The organism is Gottfriedia sp. NPDC057991, from assembly GCF_042886615.1.
Lineage (GTDB): Bacteria > Bacillota > Bacilli > Bacillales > Bacillaceae_G > Gottfriedia.
This window is the reverse complement of sequence record NZ_JBHVQN010000004.1, coordinates 279,326-294,965: the sequence shown is the minus strand read 5'-3', so window position 1 is coordinate 294,965 and position 15,640 is coordinate 279,326. Positions and strand designations below refer to the sequence as shown.

The 15,640-nt window shown below is 30.3% G+C and carries 14 protein-coding genes; 13 read left to right on the top strand and 1 reads right to left on the bottom strand.

Annotated elements, in window-relative coordinates; genetic code table 11:
- Positions 1-9 precede the first annotated feature (9 nt).
- Positions 10-1,581 carry a chitinase gene (locus ACFVR2_RS15675; RefSeq protein ID WP_387363404.1) on the top strand — a complete coding sequence of 524 codons (1,572 nt, stop codon included), beginning with the start codon at positions 10-12 and terminating at the stop codon, positions 1,579-1,581.
- A gap of 799 nt (positions 1,582-2,380) precedes the next feature.
- Here the strand turns inward: ACFVR2_RS15675 and ACFVR2_RS15670 are convergent.
- Positions 2,381-2,530 (bottom strand): BH0509 family protein, encoded by a 150-nt coding sequence (locus ACFVR2_RS15670; RefSeq protein ID WP_175403455.1) that lies wholly within the window; start codon positions 2,528-2,530, stop codon positions 2,381-2,383.
- A 439-nt stretch (positions 2,531-2,969) separates the two neighbouring features.
- Between ACFVR2_RS15670 and ACFVR2_RS15665 the strand changes: the two genes are divergently transcribed.
- The 12 genes from ACFVR2_RS15665 to ACFVR2_RS15610 all read left to right on the top strand — a co-directional run bounded on the left by ACFVR2_RS15665 (position 2,970) and on the right by ACFVR2_RS15610 (position 15,605).
- A complete protein-coding gene (locus tag ACFVR2_RS15665) occupies positions 2,970-3,689 on the top strand; it encodes a YveK family protein (protein WP_387363401.1) in 720 nt (239 codons plus the stop codon).
- Between the two features lies 1 nt (position 3,690).
- Positions 3,691-4,386: a CpsD/CapB family tyrosine-protein kinase gene (locus ACFVR2_RS15660; protein WP_387363398.1), complete on the top strand. Its 696-nt coding sequence runs from the start codon at positions 3,691-3,693 to the stop codon at positions 4,384-4,386.
- The gene (locus tag ACFVR2_RS15655; RefSeq protein WP_387363395.1) at positions 4,383-5,156 is read left to right on the top strand and encodes a tyrosine-protein phosphatase; all 774 of its coding nucleotides are present in this window, start codon (positions 4,383-4,385) and stop codon (positions 5,154-5,156) included. The genes ACFVR2_RS15660 and ACFVR2_RS15655 overlap by 4 nt, the downstream gene beginning before the upstream one ends.
- Positions 5,157-5,499: 343 nt before the next feature.
- Positions 5,500-6,375 (top strand): UTP--glucose-1-phosphate uridylyltransferase GalU, encoded by an 876-nt coding sequence (gene galU, locus ACFVR2_RS15650; RefSeq protein WP_387363392.1) that lies wholly within the window; start codon positions 5,500-5,502, stop codon positions 6,373-6,375.
- Positions 6,376-6,385: 10 nt separating this feature from the next.
- The gene (locus ACFVR2_RS15645) at positions 6,386-7,078 is read left to right on the top strand and encodes a sugar transferase (protein WP_387363389.1); all 693 of its coding nucleotides are present in this window, start codon (positions 6,386-6,388) and stop codon (positions 7,076-7,078) included.
- Positions 7,079-7,116: 38 nt separating this feature from the next.
- A complete protein-coding gene (gene wecC / locus ACFVR2_RS15640; RefSeq protein WP_387363386.1) occupies positions 7,117-8,355 on the top strand; it encodes a UDP-N-acetyl-D-mannosamine dehydrogenase in 1,239 nt (412 codons plus the stop codon).
- A gap of 117 nt (positions 8,356-8,472) precedes the next feature.
- Positions 8,473-9,213, top strand: coding sequence for a WecB/TagA/CpsF family glycosyltransferase (locus ACFVR2_RS15635; protein ID WP_387363383.1), 741 nt, complete (start codon positions 8,473-8,475; stop codon positions 9,211-9,213).
- A 56-nt stretch (positions 9,214-9,269) separates the two neighbouring features.
- Complete coding sequence (locus tag ACFVR2_RS15630; protein ID WP_387363380.1) at positions 9,270-10,322, top strand: glycosyltransferase family 4 protein; 1,053 nt, start codon at positions 9,270-9,272, stop codon at positions 10,320-10,322.
- Positions 10,323-10,365: 43 nt separating this feature from the next.
- The gene (locus tag ACFVR2_RS15625; protein ID WP_387363377.1) at positions 10,366-12,144 is read left to right on the top strand and encodes an asparagine synthetase B family protein; all 1,779 of its coding nucleotides are present in this window, start codon (positions 10,366-10,368) and stop codon (positions 12,142-12,144) included.
- A 41-nt stretch (positions 12,145-12,185) separates the two neighbouring features.
- Positions 12,186-13,271, top strand: a complete 1,086-nt coding sequence (locus ACFVR2_RS15620; protein WP_387363374.1) for a glycosyltransferase family 4 protein — start codon at positions 12,186-12,188, stop codon at positions 13,269-13,271.
- 10 nt (positions 13,272-13,281) lie between these two features.
- Positions 13,282-14,181 carry a glycosyltransferase family 2 protein gene (locus tag ACFVR2_RS15615; protein WP_387363371.1) on the top strand — a complete coding sequence of 300 codons (900 nt, stop codon included), beginning with the start codon at positions 13,282-13,284 and terminating at the stop codon, positions 14,179-14,181.
- A 101-nt stretch (positions 14,182-14,282) separates the two neighbouring features.
- On the top strand, positions 14,283-15,605 hold the full coding sequence (locus ACFVR2_RS15610; protein ID WP_387363368.1) for an O-antigen ligase family protein: 1,323 nt from the start codon (positions 14,283-14,285) through the stop codon (positions 15,603-15,605).
- Positions 15,606-15,640: the final 35 nt, after the last annotated feature.

Here is a 15,640-nt window from a genome sequence, read left to right as displayed (position 1 = left end):
AAAAAGATTATGCAAAATAAAAAGAAATTGTCAATGCCGCGTTTATTGTTGGTATGTTTAGTCGGGGTAGCTGTAGGAGCTAGTTATTTTTATCGAGATAATATAGTCGTATTTAGTAAAATAGAAAAAACAGAAAAAACAGAAAAAACGGCAGTAGAATCAAATCCTTGGTTTGCCTCTTATGTCGATGCTACACTGACACCGCAATATGAATTTGAAAAAATCGATGGTAATGTTGTGCTTTCTTTCATAGTAGCTGAGAATAAAAATAGTGCTGTTCCTAGTTGGGGAGGCGCCTATTCGATGGATCAGGCATCTGAGGATTTAGATATAGATCGACGAATTGCTCGCCTACGACAAAAGGGTGGGGAAGTCATTGTTTCATTTGGTGGCTTATCCAATTCGGAATTAGCTATTACAACAACAGATGTTGGAAAAATAAAAAATGCATATGCTAAAGTAGTAAAGCGTTATGATCTGAATACGATTGATGTAGATTTAGAGCAAGAAGGATTGACAAATAAGCATGCCGCTAAACTTCGTGGGGAAGCTTTGGCAAAATTGCAGCAAGAACGAAAAAAAGATAAAAAAGAGTTAGCTATTTGGGTAACATTACCAGTAACCCCGCAAGGTTTGACTGAGGATGGTACGGATGCCGTAACAACATTATTGAAAGCTGGAGTAGATTTAGCTGGCGTCAATATCATGACAATGAATTATGGGGAAAGTCGTAATTCAGCACTTTCTATGGCAGACAATTCGATTAATGCCTTGAAAAAAACCCATCGCCAACTAAAGATTATTTATCAAAAACAAGGAGTTAACTTGAGTGATAAAGCATTATGGAGAAAACTCGGCGCAACACCAATGATTGGCCAAAATGATATCCAAGGTGAAGTTTTTGATTTAGAAGATGCTGCTAAGCTGAATAAATTTGCCCTAGAAAATGGTTTGGGACGATTGTCTATGTGGTCAGCAAACCGTGACAGGAAGTCCAGTGAGAATAGTGTTGGAATTCAAAGTGTTTCCAACTTTTACAGTGGTGTTAAACAAAACAATCAAGAGTTTGCAACGATTTTGAAACAGAATATGAATGGTAGTGTTTCTAGTGATGCAAAACGGACAACCAAGTCAGATGTAACTAATATAGATTTGAATAAACCTGATGATCCGAAAACTTCCCCGTATGAGATATGGAATGAATCTACAACCTATTTAAAAGGTACTCGTGTTGTCTGGAGGCACAATGTGTATAGAGCTAAATGGTGGACAAAAGGAGATGCTCCTGATGCACCTATCTTGGATGAAAATACAATTCCTTGGGAACTTGTTGGTCCGGTATTGCCTGGAGAAAAACCATTGCCAAAAGTTAGCTTGCCTAAAGGAACCTATCTGGAATGGGAAGAAGGAGAAGTCTATGGAGCTGGTGATCGGGTAATGTTTGATGGCATCCCGTATGAGGCAAAATGGTGGAACAAAGATGAAAATCCTGAAAAACCCCTTGCTAATGATGATGCAGCACCATGGAAACAGTTGACTCAGGATGAAATTAAGAAAGTGTTGCAGAAAATTAAGGAATAATGATGGTTAGGCTTATGATTGATACGTGCCTAATTTTTGCCTACCTAAAATGAAAAACAATGAAACAATATGAAAGTCCATATACCAGAAATGCCGATAAACCGGTATATGAACCCATTTAAAAACCTTCCACATTCAAGTATGTAAAAATAGAAGATTAATCGATATTTAAATTCATAGTTTACAACATAAAATTGAGGAACTGCTAAATTATCCTAAATATTTTAAAACGATTAAGGGAAAATCGGTTTGAAACGCTTGTTAATTGAATAAAAGTAAAATTAAAAAGCTAGATGAATTCTTTTAAAGGATGCATTTTAGCTTTTTTATTTTTATAAGGCAAAGGTTTGGATAGAGAAATGCACTTTTATTGTTTTTAATAAAAAAATAGACAAATTTTTTTATTAAAAATTAAAAAAAAAAATTTTTTTTGTACAAGCCCTATTAGACAAAATGGCTAGGGAAAAAACGTACAAATTGTATACAATTCCATAAGTAAACAACAAAAATGGTCAATCTGTTTATTTACCATATATTGGTAAAAATAAAATTTTGATATAACAAAAAGATGTATAGTAAATACTTTTTTAAAATGTTTTTGTTACAAATTGAGGTATATAGTCGGAAAAGTAGGACTTTTGATGTCTTTTGTAAATTCGGCAAAAGGAAGAAATGTAAGTAATTAGAAACAGTATTTACCAACGAAACGATTGTAAATGGAAAAGCCAGGTGAATCCGAAAATAGGGTCCACCTAGCTTTTTTATTTTTATAAGTGCAGTAATCCAAAGTTGTAAGATCTTACTCAGCGTGATGTAACATGTACGTATAAGCCGTGTCGTAAAGGTGCTCTAAATCAGCATCCGTCATGAAAACTAAGTCCTCAGTTGAAAATCCTTTTGTTAATTCCAAAAATTGAACCATGTTTTTACGCTCTTCTCTACTCATCATTAACAACACTCCCTTTGAATTAAATGATTGATTAATTTGTTTCCAATCTGTTTTAATACAGTGTATTTATTTATTTATTATTATATAACAGAAAAGTTAAATTGTGCTAGTGATTTTTACTTAAAAAGTAAAAAAGTTAATTTAATCATTTCCTTAATTATTATTCAAATTACAACATATTAATTATTCTAGAATAATATCTAATGTTACAATTTTCATTAATGAATGTAACGTAACTAGACCAGTTTGTAAGGGTTTCCATAAAATGGGTAAATAATCCGACAAAATACCTTGTTTTATGGGAAATTTAACCAAAGTTCCCTATTTGTAGATTAATTTTTACTTAACTTTTCGTTAAGTAATTGTTATACTAGGCACTGTTGAATCTTAGGGTATATTTTAATAGAATAATAAATGTATAGAATTTAAGGAGGAAATGATGGAAGAGACGATTAGTTTACAAGAATTATTCGGCGTTATTAAGAAACGTCTAATCATGATAATTAGTATTACAGTTGTAGCCACGGTGGTTACAGGTGTCATTAGCTATTTATTTTTAACCCCAATTTATCAATCTTCAACTCAATTATTAGTTAACCAAAAAGAAACAAAAGATTCTTCGATTTATCAGAATAACCAAGTACAAACAAATGTTCAATTGATCAATACATACAATGTGGTTATTAAGAGTCCAGCTATTTTAGATGAAGTTATTAATCAATTAAATTTAGATTATACAGTTGCAGAACTAACTAAAAATATCACAGTTGCAAGCGAAGCAAATTCACAAGTATTTACGGTTTCTGTACAAGATCCTGATCCTAAGCAAGCACAAACGATTGTGAATACGATTGCAAATGCATTTCAGGCAAAAATTAAAACAATTATGAGTGTAGATAATGTAACTGTTTTAGCAAAAGCAGATTTAAGTGAAAATCCGATTAAACCAAATAAGAAATTAAATGTTGTGATTGGATTTGCAGTTGGGTTAATGATTTCAGTTGGTATTGCATTCTTACTTGAGTTTTTAGATAACACAGTTAAGACTGAAAAACAGCTTGAAGAATTATTGGAGTTACCGATTCTAGGTGTTATTTCTGAAGTAACAAAGGGAAAAATCACTCCGAAAATAAATTTAAAATTGGGAAAGGGTGCGTAAGATGAGTAAAAAAACTGCTAAAGAAAAATTAAAAAGATTTCTTATTACATTAACAAACCCTAAATCACCATTTGCAGAGCAATATCGAACAGTTCGTACGAATATTCAATTTTCTTCGATCGATCGAAAAATAAAATCAATTTTAGTGACATCTTCTGAACCTTCAGAGGGTAAAACAACGACAATTGCGAATCTTGCTGTTACGTATGCTCAGCAAGAAAAGAAAGTTCTTTTAGTAGATGCCGACTTACGTAAACCGCAATTACATTCTGATTTTAAGTTAGAAAATTTTAAAGGTTTAACAACTGCTATTGCACAAGAAAAGTCATTAAAGGACGTTATACAAAAAACTGAGATTAACAATCTATCCATTCTAACTTCGGGTCCTATTCCACCAAATCCATCTGAACTATTATCTTCAGAGAAAATGAAGAAATTGATTATACAAATGTATGAACAATATGATGTGATTCTTTTTGATGCGCCTCCATTGTTAGCAGTTACTGATGCCCAAATCATTTCACAAGTATGTGATGGTACGATTTTAGTTGTCCGTAGAGGATACACGGCAAAAGAAAAAATTAAAAAAGCAAAAGAGCTATTAACACTAGTAAACGCAAATATCCTAGGTGTTGTATTAAATCGAGCGGAACAGGATAAAGACGGTTATTACGATTATTATGGTAGCGAAAAATGATTGATCTTCACTGTCATATTTTACCTGGCCTAGATGACGGTCCAATTACAATGGAAGATAGTATTGATATGGCGCGAGCAGCCGTGGACAATGGGATTCATACAATTGTTGCATCACCTCATCATCAGAACGGACGTTACAATACAGACAGAAAAGAGATATTGGAAAAAGTAGAAGAGTTAAATAAAGTATTAAAACAAAAAGCTATACCTTTAACCATTTTACCAGGGCAAGAGGTAAGGCTTTATGGGGAATTGATTCAAGACTTTGAACTTAATCGAATTGTATCAATTAATGATGGAAGACGCTATTTACTATGCGAACTTCCATCATCCCATATACCACAATTTACAAATAGGTTATTTTACGAGATGCAAGCAAATCGAATTATACCGATTCTTGTACATCCTGAACGCAACAAAGTTCTTATAAACGAACCAGACATTCTTTTTGAGTTTGTCCAAAAGGGTATATTAACTCAGCTAACTGCTTCATCAATAACAGGTAAGTTCGGTAAAAAAATTCAAAAGTTTGCTTTTAAATGTATTGAGGCAAATTGGGTGCATATTATTGCATCAGATGCACATAACACGAAAAATCGGAATTTTGAGTTAATTGATGCATACGAAATCATCCGAGAAAAATTTGGAATCGAAACCGAGTTCCAAATGAGGGAAAATGCGCAATCAATTGTGAATGGTGACATTCTTTATCCAGAAGAACCTCTTAAATTAAAACAAAATATTTTTAGTCGTTTACTAGGAATCTAATAAATGATAGGTGATATCTCCTTACCGTTATCAATGGGGGTACTCGGCTATATTGTGGTAGATGATTAAATTGATTAGTTTTCCGTTTATCTTAGTGCACAAATAGACCCCATAAAATAATTCAAACTAAAGGGCTATGTGTATTCGAGAAAAGGAATGACAAATTTAAAATGATCTGCTTAGACGCTTGTCGTCAGAGGTATAGTGTGAGGAGGGGTTAGATGCCCTAAATTATATTTAATTTAAAAGAAAATAGAGTTTCTTCTTGTGTATTTATTCACATGAATATAGAAGTGGAAACTTTATTAATTTGGGGAAAGAAAGCAATGGAGGGGCTTAGAAAATGAAGAAAGTAAGAAAAGCAATCATACCAGCAGCGGGTTTAGGAACACGCTTTTTACCTGCAACAAAAGCAATGCCGAAAGAAATGCTACCAATCGTAGACAAACCAACAATTCAATACATTGTTGAAGAAGCAATTGAATCAGGAATTGAAGATATCATTATCGTAACTGGTAAAGGAAAACGTGCAATTGAAGATCATTTTGATTATTCATATGAGCTAGAACAAAATTTATTAGAAAAAGAAAAATATGCGTTATTAGAACAGGTTAAAGCGCCGTCTAATATTGACATTCATTATATTCGACAAAAAGAACCTAAAGGACTGGGTCATGCGGTGTGGTGTGCACGTAATTTTATCGGCAACGAACCATTTGCAGTATTGCTTGGCGATGACATTGTTGAAGCTGAAACACCAGGACTAAAGCAGCTAATGGATCAATATGACAATACATATTCTTCAGTAATTGGTGTTCAAACAGTACCAGAAGAAGAAACGCATCGATATGGTATTGTTGAACCGATTATGCAAGAAGGTAGAAGATACGAAGTAAAAAACTTTGTTGAAAAGCCAGCACCAGGTACAGCGCCTTCTAATTTAGCAATTATGGGTCGTTATGTATTTACACCTGAAATTTTTATGTACTTAGAAGAGCAATCAATTGGCGCAGGTGGCGAAATTCAATTAACGGATGCAATTCAAAAATTAAATTCAATTCAACGTGTGTTTGCATATGACTTTGAAGGAAAACGACATGATGTTGGGGAAAAACTAGGATTTATTAAGACAACGATTGATTTTGCATTAAAGAATGAAGACTTAAGAGAAGATTTATTGAAGTATTTACATGACATGTTAACAGTAAATATTAAATAAGGATGGATGGATGATCAGATTGAAAGCAATGAGGTTTGAACAATCAGAATATGCTTCTCAACCACTCTTATCGAAGGAAACTGTTAGAAAAAAATCGATCTATTTATTTACAAAGCGCATAATGGATTTATTTGGTGGTTTTTTGGGTCTATTATTATTATTACCAGTCTTTATAGTAGTAGCAATTTTAATTAAATTAGAAGATCCGAAAGGTCCGGTTTTCTTTTATCAAATTAGAGTCGGTAAAGAAGGAAAAGAATTTAAAATGTATAAGTTCCGTTCAATGGTAACTGATGCAGAAGATCGATTAAAAGAACTTCTACAATATAATGAAGTTTCAGGTGCAATGTTTAAGATGAAGGATGATCCTAGGATTACAAAAATCGGGAAATTTATTCGAAGAACATCTATTGATGAGTTACCACAGTTATTTAATGTTATATCTGGAAATATGTCACTTGTTGGACCAAGACCACCATTACCAAGAGAGGTACTGGAGTACTCTAATTACGATAAACAAAGACTTCTTGTCGTTCCAGGATGCACAGGATTATGGCAAGTAAGTGGTAGAAATCATTTGAATTTTAATCAAATGGTCGAATTAGATATTCAATATATAATCAAAAGAACACTATTATTTGATATAGTAATAATTTTTAAAACAGTAATAATGATTTTTAAAACAAACGATGGAGCGTATTGATACGAAATTTTTGTTGGATATTAGGAGATGAAAAAAAGATGAATACTAAAATTTGTGTTGTTGGATTAGGGTATATCGGTCTGCCGACTGCGAGTTTACTAGCTACTAAAGGCTTTAATATACATGGCGTTGACGTGAATAAAAAAGCTGTTGATTTGATAAATCAAGGGAAAGTTCATATTTATGAACCTGACTTGGATATGATGGTAAAGGCGGCTGTTCAGAGTGGGAGATTAAAAGCTGGTACAACCCCAGAAGAATCAGATATCTTTATTATAGCGGTTCCAACTCCATTTCAGGATGATCATAGACCAGATTTAAGCTATGTAAAAGCCGCCTCAAAAGCAATCGCTCCTTACATTAAAGCCGGAGACTTAGTAATTCTAGAATCTACGAGCCCTGTAGGTACTACTGAAAAGGTAGTAAATTGGATTTTAGAAGAGAGAAAAGATTTATCAGTTACAGAAGAGGCTAACACTAATAAAGGATTAATTTTTGTATCACACTGTCCAGAAAGAGTGCTACCAGGACATATTTTAAGAGAATTAGTTGATAATGATAGAATTATCGGCGGAATTAACACTCGATCAACTAGAAAAACTGTAGAATTCTATAAACAATTTGTTAAAGGTGAAATTCTCGAAACGAATGCACGAACTGCAGAAATGGCTAAGTTGACAGAAAATTCATTCCGAGATGTAAATATTGCTTTTGCTAATGAGCTTTCTATTATTTGCGACAAGTTAGATATCAATGTTTGGGAGCTAATAAGCTTAGCAAATCGCCATCCAAGGGTAAACATTCTACAGCCTGGTCCTGGGGTAGGTGGACACTGTATTGCAGTTGATCCTTGGTTTATTATAGATGCTGCCCAAGAGGAAGCAAAATTAATCCATACAGCACGACTTGTAAATGATTATAAGCCAGGTTATATAGTAGAAAAGATTATTGAGAAAGCAGATAAATTTAAGGAACCGGTTATCGCATGCTTAGGGTTATCATTTAAAGCGAATATTGATGACTTACGTGAAAGTCCATCTATTGATATTGTAAAACATTTAATTGAGAAACAGGTTGGCACTATTAAAGTAGTGGAACCCCATATTAGTGAACTTCCTAGATATTTAGTTGGTGCTGAATTGGTAACAATAGAGGAAGCGCTGAGTAAAGCAGATATAATTGTTATGCTAGTAGATCATGATGTGTTTAAAACAATAGATAAAAATAAGTTAAAAGAGAAAATTATAATCGATACAAGAGGGTTTATCGAATATTGAGATAATGTTTTAATTCTTCTTAAATATTTAGTTCAAAAGAGTATTAAATCTATAGTTTAATAGAAGGAATACTCTTTTTTTATCTGTTTAGATATTTATGTGTTTGGAGGAATAGAAGTGATTAGAAGGGTAAAGATTCTTGGGTCATATGTGGACGCTTTAACCATGGAAGAAACTCTAGGTGAAGTAGATAAGATTATTAATTATAGACGACCGGTACAGCATGTAGTTGTGAATGCTAGTAAAATCAACCTTATGAAACAGGACGATCAATTAACTGAAATTGTAAATTCATGTCCAATAATTAATGCCGATGGTCAATCGGTGGTTTGGGCAGCAAAAATATTAAATAAACCTCTCCCTGAGAGAGTTACGGGGATAGACTTGTTTGAAAATTTAGTTAAGATATCATCACTAAAAGAATATAAATTATTCTTTTTTGGTGCAAGTGAAGATGTAGTAAAACGAGTGGTAAACATTTATAAAGAAAAATACCCGGAAATAAACATTGTAGGCTACAGAAGTGGTTATTTTACTGAAGCAGAAGAAAAAAAAATAGTGAATGATATTAAAAAAGTTGAACCAGATATATTATTTGTAGCTTTCTCAAGTCCTAAAAAAGAATATTGGATTAATAAATATCTTTATGATTTAAATGTTCCATTTGTAATGGGAGTAGGTGGAAGTTTTGATGTAATTGCAGGATTAACTACTAGAGCACCAAAATGGATGCAACAAGCGGGACTAGAGTGGTTTCACCGTTTTATTCAAGAGCCAAAAAGAATGTTTAAGAGATATATTGTCGGAAATCTAAAGTTTTGCTATTTAGTCCTACTTGAAAAAATAAATATTAAGTAATAACATTGAAAATTTTATTAAAATTTTGAAATTGCGTAAAGGATTGAGAGTACTTTATGAAAATAATAATGATTGGTTCCCATCTAAGGACAACTGGTGGAATAACTAGAGTCATAAAAAACTATCTTCAAGGAGGACTAGGGGATAAAGTTGATCTTGAGTTTTTCCCTACTTATTATGGAAGTAACCATATTATAAATATTCTATATTTTATCAAACAGTATCTTAAGTTATATTTTAATCTAGTTTTATTTAAGAAAAAATACGATATTGCACATATTCATATGTCTTATAGAGGAAGTTTTATTCGAAAAAAATATATCATTAGATTGTTGAATAGATTAAATATTAAAATCATATTGCATATGCATGGTTCGGAATTTAAGGATTTTTTTAATGAGAGTACTGATAATCAGAAAAAAGAAATAAAAGATACATTAAATAAAGCAACAATTATCTTAGCACTTGGTGAACAATGGAAAAAGTACTATCAAACCATTAGTAAAGCTCATGTAATTTCTCTGGATAATGCAGTATTCCCTAAAATAAACAATACACTACCTGAAGAAAAGGTTTATATAACTACTATGGGTGTTCTTTCTAATAGAAAAGGAACTTATGATTTGATTGAAACAGCTTTGAAAATAAAAGGGAAAATAGACCCAAAATATAAATTTTTAATAGCCGGTGATGGTGAGGTTGAGAAGGTCAAAAGCAAAGTAAAAGAATTAAATTTAGAGGATTTGTTTATAATACCCGGTTGGATTTCTGATCAAGAGAAAATAGATGAAATCTACAGAAAGAGTATCATATATGTATTACCTTCGTATAACGAGGGAATGCCAATGTCTATTTTAGAAGCTATGAGTTATGGATTGCCAATAATTTCGACTAATGTTGGGTCAATTTCTTCAGTGGTTGAGGAGGACAATGGTTTCATTATCAATCCTGGGGATACTGAAATCCTAGTAAATTTATTAATTGATTTGTTAAATGATCAATCTAAGATCAAACTATTTGAAGAAAATAATAGAAATAAAATTAGTGAAAAGTATAATGTGTATGTTTCACTTGATAAGATTGTTTCACTATATAAAAGTATATTATAAATAATAAAAATTTAGAGGAGAAACCTCTAATAAAGTGAGTTGAATGTTATTGCCAGGCTTTTTTGGTTTTATTTCAAGAGAGAAAAATGTTTTAGATAAAAATATTATAATAAACGATATTATAGATCAAAAAAAATCGTCAGTTGTAGATGAATTAGTTGTAAATACTTCAAATTTGTACGGGAAAATTTTTAGAAATACAGTTACCAAGTTTCAAAAAGATAAGACCTTTATTCAAGTTCAAGATAATTTTTTTGTTCTAGATGGAGTATTATTAAACAAAAAAAATTTATATGAGAAATACGAAGTTGAAGATGATAATATTAATAGTTTACTTAGTAAAATAACTCTTAAAAATCCTAAAACTTTTTATAAGGAATTCAGAGGAACATTTGCTGGCCTTTATATTAATAATGATCAGGTTATTTTATATACAAACCATATAGGCGATAAAGAAATTTTTTACCATATATCTAGTGATGAAAAAGTCCTTTATTTTTCGACTGATTTTGAGGTCCTTGTGAAATTGGCCAATATTCATGGAAATCATATTTTCAATTTAAATACTAATGCTGCGTACAGCCTTATGACTCATTCACATGTGTTATGCAACGAAACTTTACTTAAAAATGTTCACAGATTAACACCTGGTCATTATATTCAATATACTAAAAATAATTTCAAAAAAGTAAGTTACTACTTATTAGAAAATAGTACAGTGAGTATTTCGGAACAAGAAGCATTAGATAAATTAAATTACTATTTTAGAAAAGCTGTTAAACGATCATTTGAGAAAGATTTGGAGTATGGATATAAACACTTAGTTGCCTTAAGTGGTGGCCTAGATTCCCGCATGACTGCGTGGGTTGCTTACGATATGGGCTATACGAATATGTTAAATTATACTTTTTCACAAACAGATTATTATGATGAGACTATTCCAAAACAAATTACTTCTAAGTTAAAAACCGAGTGGATGTTCAAAGCTTTGGATAATGGGACATATCTTTATAAATATTTTGATGAATCAATAAAAGTTTCAGGAGCAAGAAGCCAATCAAGTACGTTATCTCATACCATGAGTATGATTGAGAATATAAACTTAGATAATTATGGAATAATTCATACTGGTCAGCTAGGCGATGTTATAATAGGTACTTTTTACGACAAAGGAAAACGTAAAAATTTTGCCCGAGGAGATGGTGCTTATTCAACTAAATTAATTGATAAGGTAGTCTATACCAAAGAAAATGCCTTTAATATAGACGATCAAGAAATGTTTAAATTTTATAATAGGGGTTTTACGGGAGTTAATACTGGTTTAAAGCCAATGTATCAATATACCGAAACGGTTTCTCCGTTTTTAGATGTAGATTTTTTAGATTTTTGCTTATCACTTCCATTAGAGTATAGGAGCGGGCACAAAATATATATAAAATGGATCAATCAGTATTATCCTGAAGCAGCAAACTTCATTTATGAAAAAGTGCAAGGTAAGATAAATCGCAAAATAATTAATGTAAAGGGTGTCCCGTTACCGTGGACAAGTATCCCTTCTGCAGCGATAAAATTGTTAAAAAAGAAATTGGGCATAAAATTAAGTTCAAAAAGGCACATGAATCCGATGGATTTCTGGTATAAAAATAACAAGTATTTAAGAAATTTCTATGAAGAACAGTTTATGCAGAATATTAACTTGGTAAAAGACAGAGAGCTAAAGTCTAAAAGTGAATTTCTATATAAAAATGGTAGTACTTTAGAGAAGGATAAAGTCATTACTTTTTTAGGGTTTATTAAAAGAATGAAACATTATATAGAATAGTACAGATTTTTTACTTATTTGTAAAATAGGAGATATTAAGAATGAATGTATTGCATATAAATTCAGGATTATATTTTGGTGGTGGTTCTGAAAGAATAATTATGGATTTAATGACTAAAAATAATTTAAATACTAATTATTTGTGTGTCATAAATGATATGTGGAGTAAAGAACATATTAGTAAGCTTCATAAAGGTTTTTACCTTTTATGCAATAGAAAACAGGGGACGAAAAATGTTATTTCAAATATCAAGACTATAATAAAAGCGTGTAAATTCATTAGGAAAAATCAAATAGATATAATACATTGTCATGATACTTTTAGTTTGAAATTTGCTTATATTCTTAAAAAAATGTTGGGGTTAAAAGTAGTTTTTACTGTACATGATACAAATGTGTATACAGCTAAGTTGAATAAATTTCCCATTGATAAATACGTTGCAATTTCAAATACAGTTTATAAAATAGTTAGTGGATTTGTACCGAAAAATAAAATTGAATTAATTTACAATGGAATAGATCTAAATAAATTCTATAACAATAAAAAGCGAAATAAAAATAAGCAAGAATGTATCAACATTTCATGTGTAGCTAGATTGGTCCCAGAAAAAAAGGGACAAGATATTTTAATAGGTGCAGTTGATATAATAAAAAAACAATACGGATTCAATAATTTTAAGTGCTTTTTTGCAGGTACTGCGACCGATCAATGTTCTTTAAATGAATTGAAAGAATTAGTGAAAAAAAATAGATTAGAGAATCATGTTGAGTTTTTAGGTAATATTGAGAAGGTTGAAGAAGTGTACTCAAATACAGATATTTTTGTTTTACCTTCTAGATATGAGGGGTTTGGATTAGTAGTTGTAGAAGCGCTAGCTGCAGGTTGTGTTGTGATAGTAAGTAAACTTGATGGGCCCTTAGAAATAGTTAAAGAAAATGAGCTATACGGTTTATCTTTTGAAAAAGACAATCATGAAGAATTAGCGAAAAAAATATATCATTTAATAAATGACGTGAATTTACGGAATCATTTTAGTAATAATGTGGAGACATTAAAGTATCTAAATAAAGAATTTTCTTTAGATAATATGATTGCTGGTTATAACAAAATATATAAAAGTGTTTAGGGGAAAAGAAATGCTAGATTTATCAATTATTATTGTAACTTATAATTCGGAAAATGATATATATCCATGTTTACAGTCTCTAATACTATCAAATACGAAAGTTAATTATGAGATTATTATTGTTGATAATGGATCAAAAGATAATACATGTAAAATAGTAAATAATTTTATTCTCCAAAATAGTAATAAAAAAATTAAACTAATTAAAGGTTCAAATAAAGGATTTAATGCTGGTAACAATACCGGAATAAATAATTCTGCAGGTGAATTTATTTTATTGCTAAATCCAGATACAGAAGTTTTTCCAAATACACTTGAAAATTTATTTAACACTTCAAAAAAAATTAAGAATATGGGATCACTAGGTTGTGTAATGGTAAACAAAGAAAACCAAGTGATTTTTTCAGCAGGATATTTTCCAAGTATTATCAGTGTTATTAAGAAATATATTAAAAAAAATCAAGTGCGAATTCACCAAAATAAGGAATTGCAACTCGTAGATTTTCCAGCAGGGTCTACATTTATGTTTAGAAAGTCAATTATCACAAAAATTGGATTGATGGATGAAAATTACTTTTTATACTTCGATGAAACTGATTATGCATATCAAATGAAGAAAGTAGGGTTACAAAGTTATATTCTTACAAATACAAAAGTTATTCACAAATTTGGTCAATCCACTACAAACATCCCAAAATTTTCTATTGAAAAGAACATCGAAAGCTTCTTTTATTTTATTAATAAAAATTATAACAAATTTTATGGATTCCTAATTAAATGCTTTGATTTAACTTTTCATTTAACAAGGTATTCTTTGAGTAATATATATAAAAAACATAACAAAGAATTATTTAAGTTCTACGTACAAACGTATATTTTGCATTTTAAAAGAACTATTAAGAACTATTAAGAACTAAAAGAACGACATTTTTATAATTTTGTTTATAACTAGTTTTTTATAAGATTAAAAAAATATTTTTGAAAAATGTGTATTAAAGTAGGTCATATTAAATGAAGAAAAATATTATCACAGGATATTTTTATATAATTGGTATTGTAATAATGATGATTAGTATAAATTTGTTAGAAAAATATTCTAATATATTTATATTAACTTTATTAATATTGGGTTTTTTTGTTTTTTTATTTGGATTTATTTACAGTGATACAAGAAAATTCGATATTATTATTCTTTTAGTATTAGCGACAGATTGCTTTTACTTTCCGATAGGTAATGCATCGTATTTAGATTTATTAGATTTATTTACTGTTCTTTTACTTTTTAAACTATTTTTTTACAAAAGGAAAGCTACAAATTTAACTTATAAAATGATTTTACTTTCATTAATTGCGTTAGCATTTATTTCATCAATTAATGCAACATTTGAGTTTTCTCAATCATATTTAGATAGTATTATTCCCTTCAGACATTATGTTGTATTGTTGTTGTTTTTCCCAATTGTTGATTGGCTAGATAGAGGATATGAGCTAAATAAATACTTAGTAATGGTATCTTTTATTGCCCTTAGTTTATTTATTGTTCAATACTTTTTATATACTAAAATTGTATTTTTATCAATTCCGGGAGTTAGTGTACGTATTGGATTATATCGCCTACATTTTCAAACATTAACCCCTATTTTAGGAGCTATGGTAGCCTTCAATAGTTTCATGTTTACAAAAAAAGGATTATATAAATGGTTTTCACTATTAGTATATGTAATGGCTTTATTCTTTACCATATTTGTAAATCAAACAAGAACATACATGTTTGGATTAATACTTTCAGGATTGATAATGTTTATAATTTCCAGAACTAATATAATCTCAAAATCAAAAATATCAATTACATTAAGTTTGTTACTAGTGATATTATTTCCACTGTATTTTGGTCCAGTATCAGATTTAGTCAAAACTGCTTTTAGCGATATTACGACTTCATCTGAAACGTATGGTATAAGGCAAAATGCGATGAAGTATTATATTGAATTAGGAAAAGAACATTCAATAACAGGCTATGGTTTAATAAATTTAAGAACAAAGTCTGACTGGTTATTACCAGGATATTCAATGGGATATTATTGGGTTGATATAGGAATATATGGTTTGTTTTTTTTACACGGAATTTTAGGGGTTATTTGGTACTTTTTAGTTTTGTATTTACTTTTAAAAGATACAAAAAGACTAATCAATTCAAATTATGTTTATATTCTAGCATATGCTTCTTTTGGAGTACTCACTATCACTACGATTGGCCCGTTTTATTTTTACCTTTTTCCAACAGTATTTTGCATAGCCATAACACAATACATTAATAGGAAGAATATAAATTAGTATAAAATTAGGTTATTTCAAACCTGGTAATTAGA

Bases quoted from the DNA above. Each gene is read 5' to 3' on its own strand.
- ACFVR2_RS15675 (WP_387363404.1), top strand. From the start codon at position 10: ATGCAAAATAAAAAGAAATTGTCAATGCCGCGTTTATTGTTGGTATGT.
- ACFVR2_RS15670 (WP_175403455.1), bottom strand. From the start codon at position 2,530: ATGATGAGTAGAGAAGAGCGTAAAAACATGGTTCAATTTTTGGAATTA.
- ACFVR2_RS15665 (WP_387363401.1), top strand. From the start codon at position 2,970: ATGGAAGAGACGATTAGTTTACAAGAATTATTCGGCGTTATTAAGAAA.
- ACFVR2_RS15660 (WP_387363398.1), top strand. From the start codon at position 3,691: ATGAGTAAAAAAACTGCTAAAGAAAAATTAAAAAGATTTCTTATTACA.
- ACFVR2_RS15655 (WP_387363395.1), top strand. From the start codon at position 4,383: ATGATTGATCTTCACTGTCATATTTTACCTGGCCTAGATGACGGTCCA.
- galU (WP_387363392.1), top strand. From the start codon at position 5,500: ATGAAGAAAGTAAGAAAAGCAATCATACCAGCAGCGGGTTTAGGAACA.
- ACFVR2_RS15645 (WP_387363389.1), top strand. From the start codon at position 6,386: ATGATCAGATTGAAAGCAATGAGGTTTGAACAATCAGAATATGCTTCT.
- wecC (WP_387363386.1), top strand. From the start codon at position 7,117: ATGAATACTAAAATTTGTGTTGTTGGATTAGGGTATATCGGTCTGCCG.
- ACFVR2_RS15630 (WP_387363380.1), top strand. From the start codon at position 9,270: ATGAAAATAATAATGATTGGTTCCCATCTAAGGACAACTGGTGGAATA.
- ACFVR2_RS15625 (WP_387363377.1), top strand. From the start codon at position 10,366: ATGTTATTGCCAGGCTTTTTTGGTTTTATTTCAAGAGAGAAAAATGTT.
- ACFVR2_RS15620 (WP_387363374.1), top strand. From the start codon at position 12,186: ATGAATGTATTGCATATAAATTCAGGATTATATTTTGGTGGTGGTTCT.
- ACFVR2_RS15615 (WP_387363371.1), top strand. From the start codon at position 13,282: ATGCTAGATTTATCAATTATTATTGTAACTTATAATTCGGAAAATGAT.
- ACFVR2_RS15610 (WP_387363368.1), top strand. From the start codon at position 14,283: ATGAAGAAAAATATTATCACAGGATATTTTTATATAATTGGTATTGTA.